22 protein-coding genes are annotated in these 24,005 nt (G+C 73.0%); 13 read left to right on the forward strand and 9 right to left on the reverse strand.

Annotation, left to right across the window (positions count from 1 at the left end; all coding sequences use genetic code 11):
* Window positions 1–16 precede the first annotated feature (16 nt).
* Together IEZ11_RS02155 and qcrB are read left to right on the forward strand one after the other, a co-directional pair.
* Window positions 17–742 carry a vWA domain-containing protein gene (locus IEZ11_RS02155; RefSeq protein ID WP_189260786.1) on the forward strand — a complete coding sequence of 242 codons (726 nt, stop codon included), beginning with the start codon at window positions 17–19 and terminating at the stop codon, window positions 740–742.
* Window positions 743–819: 77 nt separating this feature from the next.
* The gene (gene qcrB / locus IEZ11_RS02160; protein WP_189260787.1) at window positions 820–2,478 is read left to right on the forward strand and encodes a cytochrome bc1 complex cytochrome b subunit; all 1,659 of its coding nucleotides are present in this window, start codon (window positions 820–822) and stop codon (window positions 2,476–2,478) included.
* Window positions 2,479–2,534: 56 nt separating this feature from the next.
* Here qcrB and IEZ11_RS02165 read toward each other — a convergent pair whose 3' ends face one another.
* Window positions 2,535–3,494, reverse strand: coding sequence for an acyl-CoA dehydrogenase family protein (locus IEZ11_RS02165; RefSeq protein WP_189260788.1), 960 nt, complete (start codon window positions 3,492–3,494; stop codon window positions 2,535–2,537).
* A 1-nt stretch (window position 3,495) separates the two neighbouring features.
* Window positions 3,496–4,635 carry an acyl-CoA dehydrogenase family protein gene (locus IEZ11_RS02170; protein WP_189261103.1) on the reverse strand — a complete coding sequence of 380 codons (1,140 nt, stop codon included), beginning with the start codon at window positions 4,633–4,635 and terminating at the stop codon, window positions 3,496–3,498.
* A 53-nt stretch (window positions 4,636–4,688) separates the two neighbouring features.
* Between IEZ11_RS02170 and IEZ11_RS02175 the strand changes: the two genes are divergently transcribed.
* The 3 genes from IEZ11_RS02175 to IEZ11_RS02185 are packed head-to-tail and all read left to right on the forward strand — an operon-like array spanning window position 4,689 to window position 7,332.
* Window positions 4,689–5,477, forward strand: a complete 789-nt coding sequence (locus IEZ11_RS02175; protein ID WP_189260789.1) for an SDR family oxidoreductase — start codon at window positions 4,689–4,691, stop codon at window positions 5,475–5,477.
* A gap of 15 nt (window positions 5,478–5,492) precedes the next feature.
* On the forward strand, window positions 5,493–6,128 hold the full coding sequence (locus IEZ11_RS02180; RefSeq protein WP_189260790.1) for a TetR/AcrR family transcriptional regulator: 636 nt from the start codon (window positions 5,493–5,495) through the stop codon (window positions 6,126–6,128).
* Between the two features lie 46 nt (window positions 6,129–6,174).
* Complete coding sequence (locus IEZ11_RS02185) at window positions 6,175–7,332, forward strand: acetyl-CoA C-acetyltransferase (protein ID WP_189260791.1); 1,158 nt, start codon at window positions 6,175–6,177, stop codon at window positions 7,330–7,332.
* Between the two features lie 4 nt (window positions 7,333–7,336).
* On the opposite strand, the gene IEZ11_RS02190 is transcribed toward IEZ11_RS02185, so the two are convergent.
* Genes IEZ11_RS02190 through IEZ11_RS02205 form a run of 4 tightly spaced genes read right to left on the reverse strand, consistent with a single transcriptional unit; the run spans window position 7,337 to window position 10,737 of the window.
* A complete protein-coding gene (locus IEZ11_RS02190) occupies window positions 7,337–8,386 on the reverse strand; it encodes an NAD(P)H-dependent flavin oxidoreductase (RefSeq protein WP_189260792.1) in 1,050 nt (349 codons plus the stop codon).
* The gene (locus IEZ11_RS02195) at window positions 8,386–9,147 is read right to left on the reverse strand and encodes a CoA-transferase subunit beta (RefSeq protein ID WP_189260793.1); all 762 of its coding nucleotides are present in this window, start codon (window positions 9,145–9,147) and stop codon (window positions 8,386–8,388) included. The genes IEZ11_RS02190 and IEZ11_RS02195 overlap by 1 nt, the downstream gene beginning before the upstream one ends.
* A complete protein-coding gene (locus IEZ11_RS02200; RefSeq protein ID WP_189260794.1) occupies window positions 9,144–9,992 on the reverse strand; it encodes a CoA transferase subunit A in 849 nt (282 codons plus the stop codon). Before IEZ11_RS02200 ends, IEZ11_RS02195 begins: the two co-directional genes overlap by 4 nt.
* Window positions 9,985–10,737 carry an enoyl-CoA hydratase family protein gene (locus IEZ11_RS02205; RefSeq protein WP_189260795.1) on the reverse strand — a complete coding sequence of 251 codons (753 nt, stop codon included), beginning with the start codon at window positions 10,735–10,737 and terminating at the stop codon, window positions 9,985–9,987. The genes IEZ11_RS02200 and IEZ11_RS02205 overlap by 8 nt, the downstream gene beginning before the upstream one ends.
* 101 nt (window positions 10,738–10,838) lie before the next feature.
* On the opposite strand from IEZ11_RS02205, the gene IEZ11_RS02210 reads away from it, so the two are divergent.
* The gene (locus IEZ11_RS02210; RefSeq protein WP_189260796.1) at window positions 10,839–11,597 is read left to right on the forward strand and encodes an SDR family oxidoreductase; all 759 of its coding nucleotides are present in this window, start codon (window positions 10,839–10,841) and stop codon (window positions 11,595–11,597) included.
* Window position 11,598: 1 nt separating this feature from the next.
* Window positions 11,599–12,558 (forward strand): SDR family oxidoreductase, encoded by a 960-nt coding sequence (locus IEZ11_RS02215; RefSeq protein WP_189260797.1) that lies wholly within the window; start codon window positions 11,599–11,601, stop codon window positions 12,556–12,558.
* 66 nt (window positions 12,559–12,624) lie between these two features.
* On the opposite strand, the gene IEZ11_RS02220 is transcribed toward IEZ11_RS02215, so the two are convergent.
* Window positions 12,625–13,515, reverse strand: a complete 891-nt coding sequence (locus IEZ11_RS02220) for a hypothetical protein (protein WP_189260798.1) — start codon at window positions 13,513–13,515, stop codon at window positions 12,625–12,627.
* 126 nt (window positions 13,516–13,641) lie between these two features.
* A complete protein-coding gene (locus tag IEZ11_RS02225; protein WP_189260799.1) occupies window positions 13,642–15,393 on the reverse strand; it encodes a glycoside hydrolase family 35 protein in 1,752 nt (583 codons plus the stop codon).
* A 122-nt stretch (window positions 15,394–15,515) separates the two neighbouring features.
* Between IEZ11_RS02225 and IEZ11_RS02230 the strand changes: the two genes are divergently transcribed.
* The 4 genes from IEZ11_RS02230 (at window position 15,516) to IEZ11_RS02245 (ending at window position 20,425) form a co-directional block, all read left to right on the forward strand.
* Window positions 15,516–16,397 (forward strand): helix-turn-helix domain-containing protein, encoded by an 882-nt coding sequence (locus tag IEZ11_RS02230; protein WP_229712788.1) that lies wholly within the window; start codon window positions 15,516–15,518, stop codon window positions 16,395–16,397.
* A 34-nt stretch (window positions 16,398–16,431) separates the two neighbouring features.
* The gene (locus IEZ11_RS02235) at window positions 16,432–16,782 is read left to right on the forward strand and encodes a chorismate mutase (protein WP_189260801.1); all 351 of its coding nucleotides are present in this window, start codon (window positions 16,432–16,434) and stop codon (window positions 16,780–16,782) included.
* Between the two features lie 216 nt (window positions 16,783–16,998).
* Window positions 16,999–19,482 carry an aminopeptidase N gene (gene pepN, locus IEZ11_RS02240; protein ID WP_189260802.1) on the forward strand — a complete coding sequence of 828 codons (2,484 nt, stop codon included), beginning with the start codon at window positions 16,999–17,001 and terminating at the stop codon, window positions 19,480–19,482.
* A 112-nt stretch (window positions 19,483–19,594) separates the two neighbouring features.
* A complete protein-coding gene (locus IEZ11_RS02245; protein ID WP_189260803.1) occupies window positions 19,595–20,425 on the forward strand; it encodes an NAD(P)H-binding protein in 831 nt (276 codons plus the stop codon).
* Between the two features lie 34 nt (window positions 20,426–20,459).
* Here the strand turns inward: IEZ11_RS02245 and IEZ11_RS02250 are convergent, their stop codons facing one another.
* The gene (locus IEZ11_RS02250) at window positions 20,460–21,008 is read right to left on the reverse strand and encodes a GNAT family N-acetyltransferase (protein WP_229712774.1); all 549 of its coding nucleotides are present in this window, start codon (window positions 21,006–21,008) and stop codon (window positions 20,460–20,462) included.
* 217 nt (window positions 21,009–21,225) lie between these two features.
* Here IEZ11_RS02250 and IEZ11_RS02255 point away from each other — a divergent pair, with 217 nt between their 5' ends.
* Both IEZ11_RS02255 and IEZ11_RS02260 read left to right on the forward strand, forming a co-directional pair.
* Window positions 21,226–22,584, forward strand: coding sequence for a pyridoxal phosphate-dependent decarboxylase family protein (locus IEZ11_RS02255; RefSeq protein ID WP_189260804.1), 1,359 nt, complete (start codon window positions 21,226–21,228; stop codon window positions 22,582–22,584).
* Window positions 22,581–23,987, forward strand: coding sequence for a lysine N(6)-hydroxylase/L-ornithine N(5)-oxygenase family protein (locus IEZ11_RS02260; protein WP_189260805.1), 1,407 nt, complete (start codon window positions 22,581–22,583; stop codon window positions 23,985–23,987). Before IEZ11_RS02255 ends, IEZ11_RS02260 begins: the two co-directional genes overlap by 4 nt.
* Window positions 23,988–24,005: the final 18 nt, after the last annotated feature.

Genomic DNA, 24,005 nt, shown 5'->3' on the forward strand with positions numbered 1-24,005 from the left:
CGAGGGAGAGCAGAGCATGGCCGCGATCAGTCTCAGCAAGGTGGAGCGGACCGCACCCGCGCTGGTCGAGTCGTACCGGTCGGCCGGGATCTCCCTCACCAAGCACGGGCTGGACGGCCTGCGCGCCGCCGTCTACCTGGTCGTCGACCACTCCGGTTCGATGAAGCCGTACTACGCGGACGGCAGCGTCCAGGCCCTGGCCGACCGGGTGCTCGGGCTCTCCGCGCACCTGGACGACGACGGTCAGGTCCCGGTCGTCTTCTTCTCCACCGACATCGACGCGGTCACCGACATCAGGCTCGCCGAGCACCAGGGCCGTATCGAGCAGATCGCCGCCGGGCTCGGGCACATGGGCAAGACCAGCTACCACCTGGCGATGGACGCGGTCATCGACCACTACCTCGACAGCGGCGCCACCGATCCCGCCCTGGTCGTCTTCCAGACCGACGGCGGCCCCGTCAACAAGCCCGCCGCGGAACGCTATCTGTGCAAGGCGGCCAAGCTGCCGCTGTTCTGGCAGTTCGTCGGCTTCGGCGACCCGCACAGCAAACAGTTCGACTTCCTGCGCAAACTCGACGAGCTGGCGGTGCCGGGCAGGCGGGCGGTGGACAACGCGGGCTTCTTCCACGCCGGTTCGGACCCGATGAAGATGCCCGACGGCGAGCTGTACGACCGGCTCGTCGCCGAGTTCCCGCAGTGGCTGGCGGCGGCGCGGGCGGCGGGCATCGTCGGCGCGGGCTGAGTTTACGTCGCACCGTTGGCTGTAGCGCTCCGGCGTGCCACCCTGATGGGTGATCCGGCGGGGAGGCGACGCGACGTATGGACGACGCGGCACGAACGGTGAACGGCTCGGCACAGGTGGGGAGTTCGGCGCAGCGAGCGGAGCCGCCCGGCAAGGGCGAGAAGCTCGCGGACTGGGCCGACGGCCGGCTCGGGGTCTACTCCCTGGCCAAGGCGAACATGCGCAAGGTGTTCCCGGACCACTGGTCCTTCATGCTGGGCGAGATCTGCCTCTACAGCTTCCTCATCCTGATCCTCACCGGCGTCTACCTCACGCTCTTCTTCGAGCCCAGCGGCGCCGAGGTCGTCTACCACGGCACCTACCAGCCGCTGAACGGCATCATCATGACCAAGGCGTACGAGTCGACGCTGCACATCAGCTTCGACGTGCGCGGCGGCCTGCTGATCCGGCAGATCCACCACTGGGCGGCGCTGGTCTTCGTGGCCGGCATGCTCGTCCACATGATGCGGGTGTTCTTCACCGGCGCCTTCCGCAAGCCCCGCGAGGTCAACTGGCTGTTCGGCTGGCTCCTGCTGTTCCTCGCCATCCTCACCGGCCTGACCGGCTACTCGCTCCCCGACGACCTGCTCTCCGGCACCGGCGTCCGGTTCGCCGACGGCGCGATCCTGTCGATCCCGATCGTCGGCTCGTACGTCTCGATGTTCCTGTTCGGCGGGGAGTTCCCCGGCCACGACATCATCTCGCGGTTCTTCCCGATCCATGTGCTGTTGCTGCCCGGCATCATGCTCGGGCTGGTCGTCGCCCACCTGATCCTGGTCTTCTACCACAAGCACACCCAGTACCCGGGGCCGGGACGCGACCAGAAGAGCGTGATCGGCATGCCCTTCCTGCCGGTCTACATGGCCAAGGCCGGCGGCTTCTTCTTCCTCGTCTTCGGCATCCTCGCGGTCATCGGCGGCATCGCCACCATCAACCCGGTGTGGGCCTTCGGTCCCTACCGCCCCGACCTGGTGACCACCGGCGCCCAGCCCGACTGGTACCTCGGCTTCTCCGAGGGCCTGATCCGCGTCATGCCCGGCTGGGAGATCAACGCCTGGGGCCACACCCTGGAACTGGGCGTCTTCATCCCCTTCTCGCTCTTCCCGTTGTTCATGCTGGCCATCGGCGTCTACCCGTTCATCGAGACGTGGATCACCGGCGACAAACGCGAGCACCACATCCTCGACCGGCCGCGCAACGCGCCCGTCCGCACCGGCCTCGGCGTGGCCTGGCTCAGCGAGTACTTCGTGCTGCTGATCGGCGGTGGCAACGACGTCGTGGCCACCCATCTCCACCTCTCCATCAACTCGATCACCTGGTTCGTCCGGATCTCCGTCTTCGTGGTCCCCGTCCTCGCCTTCGTCGTCACCAAACGGATCTGCCTCGGCCTGCAGCGCCGGGACCGCGACAAGGTCCTGCACGGCAGGGAGACCGGCCTCATCAAGCTGCTTCCGCACGGCGAGTACGTCGAGGTCCACGAACCCCTCGGCCAGGGAAGCCTGTTCGTCCTGACCCAGCACGAACAGAACCCGCCCTACGAGATCGGGCCGCTGGAGGACGCGAACGGGGTGCGGCGCAAGGTCACGGTCGCGCAGCGGGTACGGGCGAGCCTGGCCAGGGGGATGTACGGCCCGGACACCCACATCCCGAAGCCGACGAAGGAGGAGTACCGGGAGCTTTCGAACAGGGACCACTGAAACGAGCCCCGTCAGGGGCGCGGGGAACTGCGCGACAAGCCCCCGCTCGCCCGCAGTCAGCGACGATCGAGAACCACCCCTCTGCACTCCTCCGGCGCCCCCCAGGCACCCCGCAGCGCACGCGCCTTGGTCAGCCACAACGACAGGTCGTACTCCGCCGTGTACCCGATCGCCCCGTGCAGCTGAAGCGCGGCCCGTGCCCCGGCGTACGCCGCCTCGCACGCGCCGAGCTTCGCCGCGGCCACATCCGACGGGGTCATCGTCACCGCCGCCCCGAAGACCAGCGGACGGGCGAACTCCAGCGCGATCTTCACGTCGGCCAGCCGGTGCCTGACCGCCTGGAACGATCCGACGGGCACGCCGAACTGGGTCCGCTGTTTCACATAGGCCACCGTTCTGTCGAGCAGGGCCAGCCCCACCCCCAGCGCCTGCGCGGCCGTGGCCAGCCGGGCCCAGAGCAGCGCCTCGGCCCACGGCGGCTCCGTGCTGATCAGCTCACCGACGGGGACGAGCGGGGTGAGCCGGCGGGCGGGGTCCAGGGACCGGCGTACCGCCCCGGCGCCGGGGGACAGCCGCAGGCCCTCCGGCGTGGCCGCGAGCCGCACCTCGGCCGCGTCCCCGTCCAGCGCGAACCCGTACCCGTGCCGCTCGAACGCCACCGTCGCCACCGTCTCGCCCGAAGCGATCCCCGGCAGGAACCGCTTGGCGAGGCCCTCGCCGTCATCGAGCAGGACGGCCGCCGCCACCGTCTCCGCCAGCGGTCCGGGCACCGCGTACCGGCCCAGCTCCAGGAACGCCACCGCGAGTTCGACAGGCCGGCGGCCCATCCCGCCGTACTCCTCCGGCACCGCCAGCCCGAACACCCCCGCCGCGCCGACTCGTCCCCACAACGCCAGGCCGGCCGCGTGCTCGCCGCGGCTCCAGTCCCGGGCCACCGCCGGGGTGTCCGCCGCCGTCAGCAGCGCCCGCAGGGCGTCGGCGAAGTCCCGCTGCTCGGTGTCGAGGAGGAAGCGCATGTCAGCGGCGTCCCTTCGGCAGGCCGAGCAGCCGCTCGGCGATGATGTCGCGCTGGATCTCGTTGGTGCCGGCGTAGACCGGGCCGGCGAGGGAGAAGACATACCCCTCCGACCACGGCGTGTCCGCCAGCTCGCCCTCGGCACCCAGCAGATCGAGCGCCGCCTCGTGCAGTGCCAGGTCCAGCTCCGACCAGTACACCTTGTTCAGGCTGGACTCCGGGCCGAGCGACTCGCCGTCCAGGAAGCGGGCGGCGGCCCCGTAGGTGAACAGCTGATAGGCGCGGGCCCCGACGACGGCGTCGGCCACCCGGGCCGCTGCGGACTCCGGTTCGCCCCGGGCCCGCCACAGGTCCCGCAACCGGTCCGCGGCGGCCAGGAACCGCCCCGGCGACCGCAGCGTCAGCCCCCGCTCGTTGCCCGCCGTGGACATCGCGATCCGCCAGCCCTGGCCCGGCTCGCCGAGCACGTCCGCGTCGGGCACGAACACCTCGTCCAGAAACAGCTCCGCGAACGCCGGCTTCCCGTCCAGGCGGCCGATCGGGCGCACGGTCACCCCCGGCGCGCGCAGGTCGAACATCAGGTAGGTGAGCCCCTGATGGGGCTTGGGAGCATGCGGCTCGCTGCGGAAGAGGCCGAACGCGCGGTCGGCGAAGGCCGCCCGTGACGACCAGGTCTTCTGGCCGGTCAGCAGCCAGCCGCCCGCGGTCCGCACCGCCCTGGAGGTGAGGGCGGCCAGATCGGAACCGGCCCCGGGCTCGGACCACGCCTGCGCCCAGACCACCTCCCCGGTGGCCATCGACGGCAGCACCCGGGCGCGCTGCTCCGGCGTCCCGTGCTCGAACAGGGTCGGCGCGAGCAGGCTGACGCCGTTCTGGCCGACCCGGCCCGGCGCGCCCGCCGCCCAGTACTCCTCCTCGAAGACCAGCCAGCGCAGCAGCCCCGCGGCCCGGCCGCCGTACTCCTCGGGCCAGGACACCACCGACCAGCGGTCCGCGGCCAGCTCGGCCTCCCAGGCGCGGTGCGCCGCGAAGCCCTCCGCCGTCTCCAGGGACGGGAGCGGGCGGCGCGGCACATGCGCCCGGAGCCAGGTTCGGGCCTCGGCGCGGAACTCCTCGTCCGCCGGGCTGTGGGTCAGGTCCACGGTCGCCGTCACCGTCCTTCCCTAACAAGTGTTTGGTAGGTTAGCGTGGGCCCATGACAGGCGTCGAGAGTCCGGAGTACGTGCCCGGACACGGGCTGCTCGCGGGGCGCACCGCGGTCATCACGGCAGCGGCCGGGGCGGGGATCGGCGGCGCGACCGCGCGCCGTTTCCTGGAGGAGGGCGCCCGCGTGCTGATCAGTGACGCGCACGCCCGGCGGCTGAAGGAGTACGAGGCCGAACTGGCCGGCCGGCATCCGGGGGCCGTGACCGCGTGCCCGTGCGACGTGACCGACGAGGCCCAGGTGCAGGGGCTCTTCGACACCGCCGTGCGGGCCCATGGACGGCTGGACATCGTCGTCAACAACGCCGGTCTCGGCGGGACCTCGGCACTCGTCGACATGGGCGACGAACAATGGGCGAGGGTCCTCGACGTCACTCTCAACGGCACCTTCCGGTGTGTGCGCGCCGCCCTGCGGCTCTTCCGCGAGGGCGGGTACGGCGGGGTGGTGGTCAACAACTCCTCCGTGGTCGGCTGGCGGGCCCAGGCCGGACAGGCCCACTACGCCGCCGCCAAGGCGGGCGTGATGGCGCTGACCCGGTGCGCGGCGATCGAGGCCGCCGAGTACGGGGTGCGGGTCAACGCGGTGGCACCGAGCCTCGCCATGCACCCGCACCTGGTGAAGGTGACGTCGGCGGAACTGCTGGCGGAACTCACCGCCCGCGAGGCCTTCGGACGGTACGCCGAGCCGTGGGAGGTGGCCAACGCCATCGTCTTCCTGGCGTCCGGCTACTCCTCCTACCTCACCGGAGAGGTCCTCTCCGTCAGCAGCCAGCATCCGTAGGACGAGAATGTGCCCGTGCCGACCAAGAAGAAGCCCCCGGTGACCGCGGCGAGCAGGCGCGCGGCTGCCGCCGCTCCAGCTCGACGCCGCGAACTCCTCGAAACCGCCGCCGAGGTCTTCGCCGAGCAGGGCTACAACGCCACCACCGTACGCAAGATCGCGGACCACGCGGGCATGCTCGCGGGCAGCCTCTATTACCACTTCGACTCCAAGGAATCGATGCTGGAGGAGATCCTGCGGACCTTCCTCGACGAGCTCTGGGACGGCTACGACACCGTCCTGGACGCCCGGCTCGGTCCCCGCGAGACCCTCGAAGCCCTGGTCACCGAGTCCTTCCGGGAGATCGACCGGCACCGCGCCGCCGTCGCCATCTACCAGAAGGAGAGCAAGCAGCTGGTCGCGCAGGACCGGTTCGGCTTCCTCGCCGAGTCGCAGCGCAGGTTCGAGAAGGCATGGCTGTCGACGCTGGAGCGCGGCGTCGCCGCCCGCGTCTTCCGCGCCGACCTCGACGTCCGCCTCACCTACCGGTTCGTGCGCGACACCGTGTGGGTCGCCGCCTCCTGGTACCGGCCCGGCGGGCAGCACAGCCCGGAGGAGATCGCCCGGCAGTACCTGTCCATGGTGCTGGACGGGATCGCCGTCGGTGAGTAGCCCACCCATTCGTTGAAAGCCCCTTTCTGCTGAGGGAGTCGCTGACATGGCCGAGGCCTACATCGTCGAAGCGGTGCGCACGCCGGTCGGGCGGCGCAAGGGCGGCCTGAGCGGGGTCCACCCGGCCGACCTGGGCGCCCATGTGCTGACCGCCCTGGTCGAGCGGTCGGGCGTGGACCCGGCCGCCGTCGAGGACGTCGTCTTCGGCTGCCTCGACGCGGTGGGACCGCAGGCCGGGGACATCGCCCGGACCTGCTGGCTGGCCGCCGGGCTGCCCGAGGAGGTGCCGGGCGTGACCGTCGACCGCCAGTGCGGCTCCTCGCAGCAGGCCGTGCACTTCGCCGCCCAGGCCGTCCTCTCCGGCACCCAGGACCTGGTGGTCGCCGGCGGCGTCCAGAACATGTCCCAGGTCCCCATCGCCTTCGCCTCCCGGCAGGCCGGCGAGCCCCTGGGCCTGACCGAGGGCCCGTTCCTGGGCAGCGAGGGCTGGCGGGCCCGGTACGGCAGGCAGCCCGTCAACCAGTTCGCCGGCGCCGAGATGATCGCCGCCAAATGGGGCATCAGCCGCCGGGACCAGGAGGAGTTCGCCCTGAACTCCCACCGGCGGGCGCTGCGCGCCATCGACGAGGGCCGCTTCGAACGGGAGACCGTGCCCTACGGCGCGGTCGCGGTGGACGAGGGCCCGCGCCGGGACACCTCGCTGGAGAAGATGGCCGCCCTCAAGCCGGTCGTCGACGGCGGCACCGTCACCGCCGCCTGCTCCTCCCAGGTCTCCGACGGCGCCGCCGCCATGCTCCTCGCCTCCGAACGCGCGGTCCGCGAACACGGACTGCGCCCCCGGGCCCGTGTCCACCACCTCTCCGTCCGCGGCGAGGACCCCATCCGGATGCTCTCCGCCCCGATCCCGGCCACCGCCCACGCCCTGAAGAAGACCGGCCTCACCATCGACGCCATCGACCTGGTCGAGATCAACGAGGCCTTCGCCCCGGTCGTCCTCGCCTGGCTCAAGGAGACCGGCGCCGACCCCGCCAAGGTCAACGTCAACGGCGGCGCGATCGCCCTCGGCCACCCGCTCGGCGCCACCGGCGTCAAACTGATGACCACCCTCCTGCACGAACTGGAACGCACCGGCGGACGCTACGGCCTGCAGACCATGTGCGAGGGCGGGGGGCAGGCGAACGTGACGGTCATCGAGCGGTTGTGAGGGCTCACTCAAGGCCCATGAGCCGTTCCCGGGTCTCCGCCGCCTCCTTCATGATCCGGTCCACCAGCTCGGCGCACGACGGCAGGTCGTCGATCACCCCGGCGACCTGCCCGGACGCCATCACCCCCAGGTCCGTACGGCCGTCCACCATCGCCGATCTGAGGAGCATCGGGGTGTTCGCGGCCAGCAGGACCTGACTCCAGGACAGCTCCTTCCCGTGCCGCAGGGCCAGACCGTCCCGGACCAGCTGCCGCCAGGTGAGCCCGGACAGCTTCCGGAACTCCGCCGCCCGCCGTATCGCGTGCAGCAGCCCCCGGGCCCGGCCCGAGCGCTCCAGCGAGGCCACCAGATCGGTCCGCAGCATCCGGTGCGGCAGCCCGTCCACCGCCCGGGTGACCGTGACGTCTCTGACCGTCGCCGCCAGATACCGCGCCTTCACCGCGTCCGGCACCGTCGAGTCCGAGGTGAGCAGGAACCGCGTGCCCATCGCGACCCCCGCCGCGCCGTACGCCAGCGCCGCCACCAGTCCCCGGCCGTCGAAGAACCCCCCGGCGGCCACCACCGGTATCCGCACCGCGTCCACCACCTGCGGCAGCAGTACGCTCGTCGCCACCTCGCCGGTGTGCCCGCCGCCCTCGCCGCCCTGCACGATCACCGCGTCCGCACCCCACGCCGCCACCTTCTCGGCGTGCCGCCGCGCCCCGACGGACGGGATCACCACCACGCCCGCCGCCTTCAGCTCGGCGATCAGCCCGGGGGAGGGGGCGAGCGCGAAGGACGCCACCCGCACACCCCCGTCGATGATCAACCGGACCCGGTCGCCGGCGTCGGCCGCGTCCGCCCGCAGGTTCACCCCGAACGGGGCGTCCGTACGGCACCGGACCTCGGCTATCGCGGCGCGCAGCTGATCGAGGCTCATCGTCGCGGAGGCCAGCACACCGAGGGCTCCGGCGTTGGCCGTGGCCGAGACCAGGCGCGGCCCCGCCACCCAGCCCATGCCCGTCTGCACGATCGGGTACCGGACCCCGACCAGCCGGGTCAGCGCGGTCTCCATCAGCCGGCGACCTCCTTCGTCCGCGCGCCGGCCGGATCGAGCACCTCGCGGATCAGCCGCAGCTCCGCCGCGCTCGGTTCACGGGTGTACGGCACCTCGTCCGGGACGGTGAGCTCGAAGTCCGTGGCCTCCCGCACCTGGCCGACGCTCACCCCCGGATGCAGCGCGGCCAGCCGCATCGAGCGGTCGGGGGTCTCGAAGTCGAGGACACCGAGGTCGGTGACGACCCGGGGGATGCGGTGGAAGCGTTCCGCGCCCGGGTGCCGGGCCACCCGGTCGTACCCCACCCCGCACACCATGTCGACCTTCGCCACGAACACCCGGCGGGAGTGCTTCGGGACCCAGTAACTCGTCGGGTTGTTCAGCGTGTTGAGGGGCGCCCCGCGTACCCCCAGCAGCTGCCGGCGGGGCCGGGTCCAGTCGCCGACGCAGGAGATGTTCTGGTTGCCGTACCGGTCGAGCTGGCTCGCGCCCATCATCACGTGCCGCCGCCCGCCCGCCACCAGCGCGAGGTGCTGCCGGTAGGGCAGCCAGCCCTCGGGCGTCCCGTCCGGGCGGACCAGCAGCGCCTCGCCGTCGGTCAGCAGCAGGTCCGGTGCGAAGGTCAGCCGGGCCAGGCGCGCGCCCAGGGAGGGGATCAGACCCATCGGGCTCGCCAGGATCTCCCCCGAGCCGCGCCAGGCCTCGGCGCAGGCGATCACGCAGTACTCGGAGCGCAGTACGTCCGTACGCGGTGTGTCCGTGCGCGGTGTGTCCGTCACCCCTGCCCCTCCTGCCAGTCGCGCACCGACGACCGGTACGTCTGCTCGTCACCGGCCAGGAACCGCCCGGAGAACTCCGCCCACGGCGTCGTCGCGTACAGCCGCTGGAACTCCTCGTCCCGTCCGTAGTCGGGAGCGCAGGAGGTGAAGTGGGCGCCGCCCGGCGCCTCCACGACCCCCGTCACGTTCAGCCGCTTGACCAGCAGTGACTGCGGTGCCGCCTCCTTCGTCAGCTCGGCGGTGTCCACGATCCGTTCGCAGGAGACGTAGGCCGCGTCCGCCGCCTCGCAGAACAGGTCGTCGAAGTAGGGGTCCGGGCCCAGGTACTGCCCGTTGCCCAGCCGGTCGGCGCGGTTGACGTGGACCAGCGCCGCGTCCAGGCGCAGGGCGGGCATCGCCACGAACGTCTCCCCGTCGGCGTACGGCGAGGCGACCGTCCGCAGACCGGGGTTGACCCGCATGACGTCCGAGCCGATCCCGGCGCGCACCGGCAGGAAGGGCAGCCGGTTCGCGGCCGCGTGCAGGCCCCACATGAACATGCCCTCGTCGACCTCCATCAGCTCCAGCGCCCCGCGTTCGCGTGCCGCGCGGTAGTGCGGTTCCAGCGGGACGGAGTCAAGGGTGACGAAGGCCGTCACCAGCTTGCGCACCCGGCCGGCCGCGACCAGCATCCCGACGTCCGGCCCGCCGTACGAGACCAGCGTGAGCTCGTCGATACCGCTCCGGAGCACCGCTCTGACCAGGGACATCGGCTTGCGTCGGGAACCCCAGCCGCCGATGCCGAGGGTCATGCCGCTCGCCAGCCGGGAGACGGCCTCGTCGGCGGTCATCGTCTTGTCAGTCACTGCCGGCACCCTCCTTCCCGAAGGTGTCGCGAACTTGGTCGGCCACCCCGCTGAGGGCGGCCTCGAAGGTGAAGCCCTGTTCGAAGCGGTAGCTCCGCCGCACGTCGACGGGGTCGATGCCGTTGATGGCGGCCTTGGCGAGGCGCAGCAGCCGGCCGTCCTTGGCGGCTATCTCCCGTGCCAGCTCCATTGCCGCCAGGAGCAGTTCCCCGCGCGCCACCACTCGCCATACCGAACCGTGCGCGTGCAGTTCGGCCGCGGTCGCCGTCCGCGAGGTGTAGTACAGCGTCCGCATCAGATGCGGCGGGACCAGCCGGGCCAGATGGGTGGCCGCGCCCAGGGCGCCCCGGTCCAGCTCCGGCAGCCCGAAGACGGCGTCCTCGCTCGCCACGATCGCGTCCGCGTTGCCCACCAGGCCTATCCCGCCGCCCAGACAGAAACCGTGCACCGCGGCCACCACCGGGGTCTCGCACTCGTACACCGCCGCGAAGGCCTCCGCGCAGCCCCGGTTGGCGCCGAGCAGCGCCTCGTGTCCGTCCGCCTGTATCTCCTTGATGTCCACGCCCGCGTTGAAGCCCCGGCCCTGTGCGGCGAGCACGACACACCGGGTCCCGGGGTCGCGGCCCGCCGCGCGCACCGCGTCCGCCAGCGCGAACCAGCCGTGCACCGGCAGTGCGTTCACCGGTGGGTGGTCGACCGTGACGAGCGCGATTCCCTTTTCCGGACACGAGGTGGAGACACCCATGGACGCATCAGCTACCTTCGCAGTCAGCTGCCTTTCCACCAAACATTTGTTAGGTGTGAGGCTTCGAAGCTAGCAGCCGGTGCGGACCAGCGGGAGAGCCTGTGGACAACTCGCCGAGCGGCAGGACCGTCGTCGTCACCGGCGGCACCCGGGGCGTGGGCGCGGGGATCGCGCAGGCCTTCGCCGCGACCGGCGCCCAGGTCCTGGCCTGCGCCCGCCGACCGCCCGAACAGCCCCTCGACGGCGTCGAGTTCATCCCCCTCGACCTGCGCGATCCGCCCGCCGTACGCGCCTTCTTCGACGCCCTGCCCCGGGTCGACGTGCTCGTCAACAACGCGGGCGGCACCCCCTACCGGCGGCTCGCCGACGCGGACGCGGAGCGGCACGCCCGGGTGATCGAGCTGAACCTCGTCACCGCGCTGACCGCCTCCCTCGCCGCGTACGAGCACCTGCGGCGGGCCCGGGGCGCGGTGGTGATGATCAGCAGCGTCAGCGGCGGCCGTCCCTCGCCGGGCTCCGCCGCCTACGGAGCGGCCAAGGCGGGGCTGGAGAACCTGGCCCGGTCCATGGCGGTGGAGTGGGCGCCGGAGGTCCGCGTCAACACGCTGGTCGTCGGCATGGTCCGCACCGAGCTGGCCCACCTCCACTACGGCGGCCCGGACGGCATCGACGCGGTCTCCCGCACCGTGCCGCTCGGCCGCCTCGCCGACCCGTCCGACATCGGTGCCGCCGCCGTCTTCCTCGCCTCCGACGCGGCCGCCTACATCAGCGGGGCGAGCCTGCTCGTGCACGGGGGCGGGGAGCGGCCGGCGTTCCTGGACGCGGCGACCGCCAACAAGCCGTTCGACAAGGAGGACTGAGATGAGCGGAATCTGCGCGGGCCGGGTCGTGATCGTCACCGGCGCCGGGCGCGGACTGGGCCGGGCCCACGCGCTGGCCTTCGCCGCCGAGGGCGCCCGGGTCGTCGTCAACGACCTCGGCGTCGGCCTCGACGGCGCACCGGGCACGGACACCCTCGCCGGTCCAGCCGGTCCCGCCGGTGCGGACAGCCCGGTCGGCTCGGGCAGTCCCGCGGAGGCTGTCGTGGCGGAGATCCGGGCGGCCGGTGGTGAGGCGGTGGCGCACGGTGGGGACATCGCGACGGACGCCGGTGCCGAGTCCCTGGTGGCGGCGGCCCTGGACGCGTTCGGCCGCCTCGACACCCTCGTCAACAACGCCGGCTTCCTGCGCGACCGCATGCTCGTCAACCTCGCCGAAGACGACTGGGACGCGGTCATGCGGGTGCATCTCAAGGGCCACTTCCTGCCGCTGCGGCACGCGGCCGCGCACTGGCGGGCCGAGGCCAGGGCGGGCCGCACCCCGGCCGCCCGCATCGTCAACACCAGCAGCGGCGCGGGCCTGCTGGGCTCGGTCGGGCAGGGCAACTACAGCGCCGCCAAGGCCGGCATCGTCGGTCTCACCCTGGTCGCGGCCGCCGAACTCGCCCGCTACGGCGTCCAGGTCAACGCCATCGCCCCGGCCGCCCGCACCCGGATGACCGAGCGGGCCTTCGCCGGGACCATGGCCGCCCCCGACACCGGCTTCGACGCCATGGCCCCCGGCAACGTCTCCCCGCTGGTGGTCTGGCTGGGCTCCGCCGCGAGCAGCGGTGTCACCGGTCGGGTGTTCGAGACGGAAGGGGGCCGGATCACCGTCATGGAGGGCTGGCGGCCCGGTCCGACCGTCGACAAGGGCGCCCGGTGGACCCCGGCGGAGGCGGGGGAGACGGCGCTGAAACTGCTCGCCGAGGCGGCGCCGCCCGGAGCGGTGTACGGGGCGTGACGCGGGCGATGCGGGCGACGCGGCCGACGCGGGCCTGGCCGGCGGCGGGGCCCCGGGTCGGGTCCCCTAGGTGTCGCACTCCAGGACCGTGCGGCACAGCGAGCAGCGGGCCCGGACCCGGCCCCGCACCGGCACCCTGATCCGCTGGTGGCAGGTGGGGCACGGGAACGAGACCCGCAGCCGGCCGCCGCTGTCGGGGGTGAAGGCGTAGGGGGCGCCGGGCTGCGCGGGCGGCGCCGCGGGGGCGTGGCGGCGGTCGCGGGCGTAGCGGCGGCGGCCCGCCCAGCCGGCGCCGGTGAGCGGCGGCTGTTCCTCGTCCTGGCGGGCCCGGACCATGCCCTTCTGGTACGCCGTGTAGGCCTGCGGACTGGTGAACCACACCGACGGATCCTCGTGGAAGACGAGGGAGCGCTTGGCCAGCACGTAGCCGAACTCCTCCGGGGTGAGATAACCGAGCTTCTGGGACGCCTCGCCGTGCTCCCGGTAGGCGTCCAGGAGCAGCCAGCCGGCCCCGAGGTAGGTGGTCGCCGTGTCCGTGAGGATCTCGTTCTCCCGGGTGCTCGCGAAGGACAGGTCCAGGCGGTGCAGGTACACGTGCATCACCTCGTGGGCGAGGGCCGCGCCGATGTCCCTGCGATGGGTGCGGAAGCGGTCGTTCAGCTCGATGAAGTACTCCGGGCCCGCGGTGAGTTCGACGTTCGCCGCGTGGGGGATGTCCTTGAAGCCGACGATCATGCGGGCGTCGGGCAGCCGGAAGTGCCGGACCAGCTCGCGGGCGACGCGCTGCGCGCCGAGGTGCAGGTCGTCGGTGTCGCAGAACGCGACGTCGGCGGGCGGCACGCTGGTGTCGAAGGTCTGCACGGTGTCGTACGACAGGCGGCGGTACAACGCCGTGACGGCGGCCCGCACGGTGTCCAGGTGCGGGTAGCCGTGTTCCACCGGGCCGCCGTTCGCCACGTCCTACCCCCAAAGACGCCCAGAACCTGTTTCCACTGTATGCGCGGGTCGGGGAAATGTCGGGGGTAGGACGGTTGTACGTCGGGTGCGGCCAGGTGAGGGGCGATCGCGCGGTTCCCCGCGCCCCTAGAGGGGCGCCAGCCGTACCGTTCCCTGATTCGACTCCTGGAGTTCCAGGACCCAGACCTCGTTCTCGCCCTCCTTCAGGACCGGGCCCGGCACGTACAGCGACTCCTGCGGGCCCGCCGACCAGTAGCGGCCCAGGTTGAAGCCGTTGATCCAGACGAAGCCCCGCGTCCAGCCGGGGAGTTCCAGGCGGGCGTCCCCGGCGCCGCGCACCGTGACGGTCCCCCGGTACAGGCCGGGCGTGCCGTCCTCCGGAAGAGGAGCGAAGGGCACCGCATCCACCCCCGCCTCGAACGCGTCCAGATCGAGCGCCCGCGCGCGTACCCCGTGCAGGAACTGGCGTTCGTGCAGGACGCCCCCGGTGATGCCCTTCGGCTCGCCGGAGCGGGGGCCGTAGTTGACGCGGCCCAGGGACTCCACCCAGAGCTCCACGCGCGCGGGGCCGGCGACCGGCTTCTTGAGCTGGGGTTCCTCCTCGGTGAGGACCCCGGCCCGCTCGCCGTCGACGTACACGACCGCGAGGTCGCGCAGGCCCCGCGCGGTGAGCGGGTACGGCGGGCGCGGGCCCGGTACGTCCACCTCGTAGCGGACCAGGCCCCGGGCGATGTCCAGCTCCTCGAAGGTGGGCGGCACCGGGTGGACGCGTTCCGGGGTGCCGAGGGTCTCCAGAACGGCGGGCAGTGATGCCCAGGCGATGCGCTCCACGTCCGCCGGCGCGGCCAACGGGGCCGGCGCCGAGGGCGGTTCGGGCAGCGGGTCGGCGTGGTAGGCGGCGAGCACCTCGCGGAAGCGCCAGAACTTCTCGGTGGGGCGGCCGTACTCGTCGATGGGCGCGTCGTAGTCGTACGACGTCACGTCCGCCTCCAGCGGGCCCTCGTGCAGCTCGCCGCCGGGGCGGTTGGCGCCCGCCCAGCCGGCGAAGTTGGTGCCGCCGTGCGCCATGTACACGTTGACCGAGGACCCGCACTCCAGGATCTCCCGCAGCGCCGCCGCCGCGTCCTCGGCGTCCCGTACGACGTGCTCGCCGCCCCAGTGGTCGAACCAGCCGCACCAGAACTCCATGCACATCAGCGGGCCGCCGGGCTGGTGGCGGCGGAGCGTCTCGAAGGCCACGCGCGCGTGCGAGCCGAAGTTCACCGTCGCGAGCAGGCCGGGGACCGAGCCGCCGGTGAGCATGTGGTCCTCGGGGCCGTCCGAGGTGACCAGCGGCACCGTGACGCCCTCGGCCCGCAGCAGGTCGGTGAGGTGGGCCAGGTAGACGGCGTCGGAGCCGTAGCTGCCGTACTCGTTCTCGACCTGCACCATGATCACCGGGCCGCCCCGGTCCAGCTGCCGGGACGTGACCTCGGGCAGCAGCCGGCGGAACCAGCGGTCCACGTACCGGAGGAAACGCTCGTCACGCGTGCGTGCCCGCGCGCCCAGCTCGCCGGTCACCCAGTGCGGCAGGCCGCCGTTCTCCCACTCCGCACAGATGTACGGTCCCGGCCGCACGATCGCCCACAGGCCCGCCTCCCGGGCCGCGTCCAGGAAGCGGCCGAGCGCCTCGACGTCCCGGAAGTCGCCGGGGTGCGGCTCGTGCAGGTTCCACGGGACGTACGTCTCCACGCAGTTCAGCCCCATGGCGCGCAGCAGCGCCAGCCGGTGACCCCACTGCTCCTCGTGCACCCGGAAGTAGTGCAGCGCTCCGGACAGCAGCCGTACCGGCCGGCCGTCCAGCAGGAAATCCGTTTCGCCCACCGTGAAGTCGCTCATAGGCTCACCTTGGTCCCCTGACGGGCGCCGGCACCATGGACAAAGATCGGCAGTACTTGGACGGAAGAGACGCACACAGGGGGCGCGCAGTGTCAGGCGGAGCGCCGGTCTTCCACGCCTGGATGCGGTTCTTCACCCCGGGCGCCGTCCACCACCGCCTGGGCCTGGTCTGTCTCGGTGTCGGCCTCCAGTACGGCGCGGTGCCCGCCGTCGGCCCGCGCGTGCTGGACGGGCACGTCGCCGTGGTGATCAGTTCGGGCCGGGGCTGGTACCGCACGCCCGACGGGCGCCGCACCGCCGTCACCGCCCCCGCCCTGGTGTGGCTCACACCCGGCGTCCCGCACCACTACGGGCCCGACCCGGACACCGGCTGGGACGAGGGCTTCGTGACCTTCACCGGGCCTGACACCGCCACCTACACGGAACTCGGCTACATCGAGCCCGAGCGGCCCGTGGTGCCCCTCTCGGACGCCACCGGACCCCGCGACGTCATCGCCCGCATCGCGCGGGCCGCCCGTCGTGGCAACCCCCTCCTGGAGGTCGAGACCGGCGCCGCCGTGCACGAGCTCCTGGTCGCCCTGCGGCGCGCGCGTGCCGACCTCGCCCCCGACGGCGACCCGGTGCTGCACGCGCTCGCCCGGGACGCCTGCACCGGGATGACCGTCGCCGACCACGCGGCCCGGCACGGCATGACCCCGGCCGAGCTGCGCAGCGCCGTCCGCCGGGTCGCCGGATGCAGCCCCAAGGACTACCTGATCGGCATCCGGCTCGGCCGCGCCCAGGAACTCCTCGCCACCACCGAACTGTCCGTCGCCGCCGTCGCCCGCCGCGTCGGCTACGACGATCCGGCCTATTTCTCCCGGCTGTTCACCCGCCGGGTCGGCACCGCCCCCGTGCGTTTCCGCACCATGCAGAGCCGGGCCGTGCCCGACGACTGGAACGCCGGCTTCCCGGAGGACGGCCTTGGGGAGGACGGCCCGGCCACACCCGTGGACGGCCCTTAGGGATCGACAGGCCGCCCCCGTAGGGTTGACGCCCATGACCACCAGCAACACCGGTACCGGTGACGTCGACCCCGCCGTCCGCGCGGAGCTCGGCCGGCTGCGCGAGAGCATCGACAACATCGACGCGGCCGTCGTCCACATGCTCGCCGAACGCTTCAAGGCCACCCAGCAGGTCGGCCGCCTCAAGGCGGTCCACCGGCTGCCCCCTGCCGACCCGGCCCGCGAGGCCCGGCAGATCGCCCGGCTGCGCGCCCTCGCCGAGAACGCCAAGCTCGATCCCGCCTTCGCCGAGAAGTTCCTGAACTTCATCATCGCCGAGGTGATCAGGCACCACGAGTCCATCGCCGAGGACGCCGTCAACGGGCGGCCGTCGGACGCGCACTGACCCGGCACCGACCGAAGGACACGTACGACGCCTCGGAGAGCGCTCCGGCCCCGCCGGGCACCGGCGGTGACGCGGCGCTCGAACAGGCGTACAGGGCGTGGGCCGGTCGACTCGCACGGCGCCCACCAGCGCCGTCGCACGACCGCGGGGCGGACATAAGCCGCGTACCGCTCCTGCCCCTGTGCGATGTCGGTGTCATCGGGCAGCATGGCCCGCATGTCCGTACTGACTCGCGACGAAGCGCAGAGCCGCGCCGAGCTCCTCGACGTCCACCGCTACACGATCGGCCTCGACCTGACCACCGGGGACGAGACCTTCGACTCCCGTACCGTGATCCGGTTCACGGCCCGGTCCGACGGCGACACCTTCGTCGAGTTGAAGCCCGTCGAGCTGCGCGCCGTCACCCTCGACGGACAGCCCCTCGACCCCGGGACGCTGGACCAGAACCGGCTGCCGCTGAAGGACCTCGCCGCGGGCGAGCACGAGCTGCGCGTCGACGCCACCATGCGCTACTCGCGCACCGGCGAGGGCATGCACCGCTTCACCGACCCCGCGGACGACGCGACCTACGTCTACACCCAGCTCTTCCTGGACGACGTGCAGCGCGTCTTCGCCGCCTTCGACCAGCCCGACCTGAAGGCCGTCTTCGAGCTGTCCGTGACCGCTCCCGAAGGCTGGACCGTCCTTGCCAACGGCGTCGCCGAGCACCTCGGCGAGGGCCGCTGGCGGGCCGCCGCCACCCCGCTGATCTCCACCTACCTGGTCGCCGTGGCCGCGGGCCCCTGGCACTCGGTGCGCACCGAGCACCGCGGACTGCCCTTCGGCATCCACTGCCGCCGCTCGCTCGCGCCCCACCTGGACGCCGACGCCGAGGAGATCCTCGACATCACGCGCGCGTGCTACGACCGCTACCACGAGAAGTTCGAGGAGCCCTACCCCTTCGACTCCTACGACCAGGCGTTCGTCCCGGAGTTCAACGCCGGCGCCATGGAGAACCCGGGCCTGGTCACCTTCCGCGACGAGTTCGTCTACCGCTCCGCCGTCACCGACACCGAGCGGCAGACCCGCGCGATGGTGATCGCCCACGAGATGGCCCACATGTGGTTCGGCGACCTGGTCACCCTCAGGTGGTGGGACGACATCTGGCTGAACGAGTCCTTCGCCGAGTACATGGGCTACCAGACCCTCACCGAGGCCACCCGCTTCACGGACACCTGGGTCGACTTCGGGGTGTCCCGCAAGGCCTGGGGCTACGACGCCGACCAGCGTCCCTCCACCCACCCGGTCGCCCCCGAGGCCGTCGAGGACACCGCCGCCGCCCTGCTCAACTTCGACGGCATCTCCTACGCCAAGGGCGCCTCCGCGCTGCGCCAGCTGGTCGCCTGGACGGGCGAGAAGGACTTCCTGGCCGGCATCAACATCCACTTCCAGCGGCACCGGTTCGGCAACGCCACCCTCGCCGACTTCATCGACTCCCTCGCCGCCGCCACCGAACGCGACGTGCACGCCTGGGCCGACACCTGGCTGCGCACCACCGGCGTCGACACCCTCACCCCGGTCCAGGCCACCGCCGCCGACGGCACCCGCACCCTCACCGTCGAGCGCACCGGCAGCCGCCCGCACCGCGTCTGCGTCGGCGTCTACGACCAGGACCTCGCCGACGAGGGCGGACTCACCCTGCGCGAGCGCATCGACCTCGACATCCCGCAGACCGCGCCCCAGGTCCTCGGCAAGCGCCCCGCCCTGCTCGTGCTCAACGACGGCGACCTCACCTACGCCAAGGTCCGCTTCGACGCCGGCTCCGCCGACACCGTCCGCGCCCACCTGTCGGGCCTGCCCGACCCGCTGACCCGCGCGGTGGTCTGGAACGCCCTGCGCGACGCCGTCCGTGACGGGGAGCTGCCGCCCGCCGCCTACCTGGAGGCGGCCCGCGGCCACCTCCCGCACGAGACCGACCTCGCCCTCGTCCAGGGTGTGCTGGCCTTCACCGCGGTCCACGTCGTCGACCGGTACCTCAGGCCCGAGGAGCGCCCGGCCGCCCTCGCCACCGTCTCGGCCCTGTGCCGCGACTTCATCCGGCGCACCGAGGACGGCGACAACCCCGGGCTGCGCCTGATCGCCGTACGGCACTTCATCCGCGCCGCGGCCCACCCCGACACCATCGCCGCCTGGCTCGCCGAGGGCACCGTGCCCGGCGGACCCGAACTCGACCCCGAGCTGCGCTGGCGGATCCTGGGCCGGCTCGCCGTCCTCGGCGCCGTCGACGAGGACCGGATCGCCGCCGAGCTGGCCCGCGACCCCAGCGCCAGCGGCCAGGAGGGCGCCGCCCGCTGCCGGGCCGCGCTGCCCGACCCGAAGGCCAAGCGCACCGCCTGGGAGGCCATGTTCGGCGGCGACGAACTGTCCAACTACCTGTTCACGGCCACCGCCGAGGGCTTCTGGCACCCCGAACAGGCCGACCTGGTCCGCGACTACGTGCCGCGCTACTACCAGGACGCGGTCGCCGTCGCCGCCCGGCGCGGCCCCCGCATCGCCACGGTCACCGGCCGGCAGGCCTTCCCCGCCCACGCCGTCGACGCCGAGAACCTCGCCCTCGGCCGGGCCTGCCTGGCGGACGCCGAGCCGGTCACGGCCCTGCGCCGCCAACTGATCGACGAACTGGACGACCTGGCAAGGGCGTTGCGGGTCCGCGAGGCGTAGGGCGGCGGACGTAGGACCATCCGGGCGCGACTGGTCCCCGACGACGATGCGGGGGCCGGCCGCCGCTCCTAGGCTCGGTGCGGAGAAGCACCACAGACCCAGGGAGAGACCCGTGATCGTAGTCACCGGCGCCACCGGCAACGTCGGCCGTGCCCTCGTCGCACGCCTCGTCGCCGACGGACGGGCCGTGCGGGCCCTCACCCGCGCCCCGGAGACGGCAGGCCTGCCCGACAAGGCCGAGGTGGTGAGGTTCCGGCCGGACGACCCGGCCCCGCTGCTCGCGGGGGCCACCAAGCTCTTCCTGTACGTCCAGGGGGCCGGCGGTCGGCTGCCCGAACTGCTCGCCGCGGCCCGTACGGCCGGGGTGCGCCATGTCGTGCTGCTCTCCTCCGGGATCGTCCGGGAGGGCGCCGACGAGACCCACCCGATCCACGTCATGCACGCCACCGCCGAACGGCAGATCCGCGACAGCGGCCTCGCCTGGACGTTCCTGCGCCCCAACGCGTTCGCCACCAACGCCCTCCAGTGGGCGCCCCAGATCCGCACCGGCGACACCGTGCGGGGCGTCTTCGCCGGCATGCTCACCGCGCCCATCCACGAGGACGACATCGCCGCGGTCGCCGAACGCGCCCTCCTCGACGACGGCCACGAGGGCGCCGCCCACCGCCTCACCGGCCCCGCCGCCACCACCAACACCGACCAGATCGCGGCGATCGGCCGGGCCGTCGGCCGCGGGCTGACCTTCGTCGAGGTGCCGCCGGAGGAGGCGGGCCCGCTGTTCCCGGGGACCCCGCCGGAGTTCCTCCAGGGCCTGCTGAAGAACTTCGCGGCCACCGTCGGCGTCGCACCGGAGATCACCACCACGGTCGAGGAGATCACCGGCCGCCCGGCCCGCACCTTCGCGCGGTGGGCCGCCGACCACGCGGCCGACTTCCGCCCCTGACCGCCCGGCCCCTCCCCGCTCGGGCGCCGGCCGGTCAGCCCGTGGTCAGCCGCAGCTCCGCCCGGCGCACCCCGCCCTCCCGGGGACCCGCGCGCCGGTTGCCCACCTCGGCCGTCCTCGGCACCGCCGCGCCCAGCGTGAAGCCCAGGTGCTCCAGGAAGCACTCCCCGGAGCGCCAGCCCGGCGGCACCGACGCCGTCACCAGGGACACCCCCTCGGCATGCGCGAGCAGCGACTCGGCCAGCGCCCGCCCGAGGCCCCGGCCGCGCGCCCAGGGCGCCAGCAGGAACAGCCCCACCGAGACCGCGCCGGGCGCCGGATGGTCCCGTACGGCGTCCACCAGGCCCGAGACGACCCCGTCCCGCTCCAGCACCAGCAGCACCTTGTCGTCGGGGTCGGCGCCCTCCGGCAGCCCGTAGAACAGGGACTGCACGTCGCCCGGCCCCGACGGCAGCCCGGTCGCCGCCACGAACCAGTCCTCGCAGGCCTCGAAGAGGTCCAGCAGCGGCACCTCGTCCGCGGGCCGCGGCTCCCGCACCAGCACCCGCTCACCGGGCACGTCGATCATCCACGCGTCCACCACGCGACCGACGTTAACCGCGGTCAGTCCCGGTCTCAACGCCCTTTCACCGCTTCCTCCGGCGCGCCCGGCGCGCACCGCCCCGACAGGTTTTCCCCGCACGGCAGTACCCACTTTCGGGTTCCGATCGTTGGGCTTTGCGGGCACGCAGACCCAATCCCGTACAAGCTGGAACTCACCCTGCGGACAACCCCTTTCGGCCAGCCCCCGAGGAGAGCCCATGAGCACGCCGCCGCTCGCATCCGGACCACAGGGCCCCGACGCCCTGCGGCCCCTGCTGGACACCGTGCTCGACGCGCTGCGCGAGGGCGGCCGGGCACGCGGCGGACCGCTGCCCGCGGGCGGTCCGGCCGCGGTGGCCGAGCGGGTCGCGGACGCCGTGGGGGACGTCCTCCCGGACGACGGCGACCCCGACGCCCTGCGCACCCTGGTGACCGCCCTCGCCGAGGGCGCCGCCGACCCCGCCGACCCGCTCTGCGCGGCGCATCTGCACTGCCCGCCGCTCGCCGTCGCCACCGCCGCCGACCTCGCCGCGAGCGCCCTCAACCCCTCCCTGGACTCCTGGGACCAGGCCCCGTCAGCCGCCGCCCTGGAAGCCCTGGTCACCCGCACCCTCGCCCGCACCATCGGCCTCTCCGACGCGCTGGTCACCACCGGCGGCACCGAGTCCAACCAACTGGCCCTGCTGCTGGCCCGCGAGGCCTCCGGCGGCGGCGTCCGGCTGGTCTGCGGGGCCAACGCCCACCACTCGCTGCCCCGCGCCGCCTGGCTGCTCGGTCTGCCCGACCCGGTCGTGGTCCCCGCCCCGAACGGCACCCTCGACCCGGCCGCCCTGCACGACGCCCTCACCCACCTGCCCCGGCCCCTGCTGGTCGCCGCCACCGCCGGCACCACCGACGCCGGGCTCATCGACCCGCTCCCCGAGATCGCCGGACTCTGCGCCGCCCACGGCGCCCGGCTGCACATCGACGCCGCCTACGGGGGCGGCCTCGCCTTCAGCGACCGGCACCGGGAGAAGCTCGCCGGCCTGGAGCGCGCCCACAGCGTCACCCTCGACCTGCACAAACTCGGCTGGCAGCCGGCCGCCGCCGGCCTCCTCGCGGTCGCCCGCCCGGCCGAGTTCGGCGCGCTCCACCAGCACGCCGACTACCTCAACGCCGACGACGACACCGAGGCCGGCTACCCCGACCTGCTCGGCCGCTCCCTGCGCACCACCCGGCGCCCCGACATCCTCAAGATCGCGGTCACCCTCAAGACCCTGGGCCGCTCCGGACTCGGCGCACTGGTCGACCAGGTGTGCGCCCGAGCGCGGGAGTTCGCCGCCCTGGTCCGCGAGCACCCCGGCTTCGAGCTCTGGGACCGGCCGGACATCAGCACGGTGCTGTTCCGCCCCACCGGAGCCACCGACGACGACGTGGCCGGCGTACGGCGCGGGCTGCTGCACGAGGGCCGGGCGGTACTCGGCCGGGCCCGGCTCGACGGCCGGCTCTGGCTCAAGGTCACCCTCCTCAACCCCCACACCCGGCCGGACGAACTGGCCGTCCTCCTGAAACTCGTGGAAGGAACCACCCCCAGATGACCAACCCCCCACACCACGAGCCCGAAGCACCCCGGGACCTGGTCGGCGTCGGCATCGGACCGTTCAACCTGTCCCTCGCCGCACTTGCCCACCCGCTCGCCGAACTCGACGCGGTCTTCTACGAGCAGCGCCCGGGTTTCGACTGGCACCCCGGGCTGCTGATCGACGGCGCCACCATCCAGGTCCCGTTCCTCGCGGACCTGGTGACCCTCGCCGACCCGGCGAGCCCCTGGTCCTTCCTCAACTACCTCAAGTCCCGCGACCGGCTCTTCCCCTTCTACTTCGCCGAGCGCTTCCACATCCGGCGCGCCGAGTACGACTCCTACTGCCGCTGGGTCGCCGGGAGCCTGCCCGGACTGTGCTTCTCCCACCAGGTCGACGCCGTCCGCTGGAACTCCGAACGGGACCTGTTCGAGGTCGACTTCACCCGGCTCGACGCCGAGGGCGAGGCCGAGTCGCTCGGCCGGACGTACACGAGGAACGTCGTGCTCGGGGTCGGGACCGTCCCGTATGTGCCCGAGCCGCTCAAGCCCCTCGTGGAGTCCCCGATCGTCCCGGTCATCCACGCGGCCGACTACCTCGAACACCGCGCGGCCTTCCTCGCCGCCGAGCACGTCACCGTCGTGGGCTCCGGGCAGTCCGGCGCCGAGGTCTTCCTCGACCTGCTGCGCAACCGGCCGGCCGGCCGGGAGAAGCTGCACTGGATCGGGCGCAGCGAGGCGTTCGCGCCCATGGAGTACTCCAAGCTCGGCCTGGAGCACTTCACCCCCGACTACACCCGCTACTTCCACGCCCTCGCGGAACCCGTCCGGGACCGGGTCGTCTCCGCCCAGTGGCAGCTGCACCGGGGCATCGACGCGGACACCGTCGCCGCCATCCACGACGAGCTGTACCGCCGGACGCTGCACGGCGGCTGGCCCGAAGCCGTCCTGACCCCGGGGGTCCAGGTCCGCACCGCCGGACGCGTCGCCACCACCAAGGTCGAACTGCACCTCGAACACGTCCAGCAGGGCAGCCGCTCCCGGCTCACCACCGACGCCGTCGTCCTGGCCACCGGCTACCGCGAACGCCCCCTCGGCCGCCTGCTCGCCGGACTCGACCCCTACCTGCGCCGGGACAGCGGCGAACGCCCGCGCGTGGACGAGCGGTTCCGGCTCGTCCTCGACCCGTCGGTGACCGGAACGGCGTACGTCCAGAACGCCGAACTCCACACCCACGGTGTCGGCGCCCCCGACCTGGGCCTGGCCGCCTGGCGCAGCGCCACCATCCTCAACTCCCTGACCGGCAAGGACCCCTACCCGCTGCCCGCGCGCACGGCCTTCACCAGCTTCGGCCTGGAACGGCCGGAGGAAAGGGTCCCGGCGCAGCAGCAGGCGAGGCAGCTCACCCCGCTCGTCGACTGAGCGAAGGGCGCCGGTCCC

Source organism: Streptomyces fuscichromogenes (assembly GCF_014645815.1).
Classification (GTDB): Bacteria; Actinomycetota; Actinomycetes; order Streptomycetales; family Streptomycetaceae; genus Streptomyces; species Streptomyces fuscichromogenes.

Excerpts from the sequence above, each read along its gene's own strand:
- IEZ11_RS02155 (WP_189260786.1), top strand. The coding sequence starts at position 17 with ATGGCCGCGATCAGTCTCAGCAAGGTGGAGCGGACCGCACCCGCGCTG.
- qcrB (WP_189260787.1), top strand. The coding sequence starts at position 820 with ATGGACGACGCGGCACGAACGGTGAACGGCTCGGCACAGGTGGGGAGT.
- IEZ11_RS02165 (WP_189260788.1), bottom strand. The coding sequence starts at position 3,494 with ATGCGCTTCCTCCTCGACACCGAGCAGCGGGACTTCGCCGACGCCCTG.
- IEZ11_RS02175 (WP_189260789.1), top strand. The coding sequence starts at position 4,689 with ATGACAGGCGTCGAGAGTCCGGAGTACGTGCCCGGACACGGGCTGCTC.
- IEZ11_RS02185 (WP_189260791.1), top strand. The coding sequence starts at position 6,175 with ATGGCCGAGGCCTACATCGTCGAAGCGGTGCGCACGCCGGTCGGGCGG.
- IEZ11_RS02190 (WP_189260792.1), bottom strand. The coding sequence starts at position 8,386 with ATGGAGACCGCGCTGACCCGGCTGGTCGGGGTCCGGTACCCGATCGTG.
- IEZ11_RS02205 (WP_189260795.1), bottom strand. The coding sequence starts at position 10,737 with ATGGGTGTCTCCACCTCGTGTCCGGAAAAGGGAATCGCGCTCGTCACG.
- IEZ11_RS02215 (WP_189260797.1), top strand. The coding sequence starts at position 11,599 with ATGAGCGGAATCTGCGCGGGCCGGGTCGTGATCGTCACCGGCGCCGGG.
- IEZ11_RS02225 (WP_189260799.1), bottom strand. The coding sequence starts at position 15,393 with ATGAGCGACTTCACGGTGGGCGAAACGGATTTCCTGCTGGACGGCCGG.
- IEZ11_RS02230 (WP_229712788.1), top strand. The coding sequence starts at position 15,516 with ATGCGGTTCTTCACCCCGGGCGCCGTCCACCACCGCCTGGGCCTGGTC.
- IEZ11_RS02235 (WP_189260801.1), top strand. The coding sequence starts at position 16,432 with ATGACCACCAGCAACACCGGTACCGGTGACGTCGACCCCGCCGTCCGC.
- pepN (WP_189260802.1), top strand. The coding sequence starts at position 16,999 with ATGTCCGTACTGACTCGCGACGAAGCGCAGAGCCGCGCCGAGCTCCTC.
- IEZ11_RS02255 (WP_189260804.1), top strand. The coding sequence starts at position 21,226 with ATGAGCACGCCGCCGCTCGCATCCGGACCACAGGGCCCCGACGCCCTG.
- IEZ11_RS02260 (WP_189260805.1), top strand. The coding sequence starts at position 22,581 with ATGACCAACCCCCCACACCACGAGCCCGAAGCACCCCGGGACCTGGTC.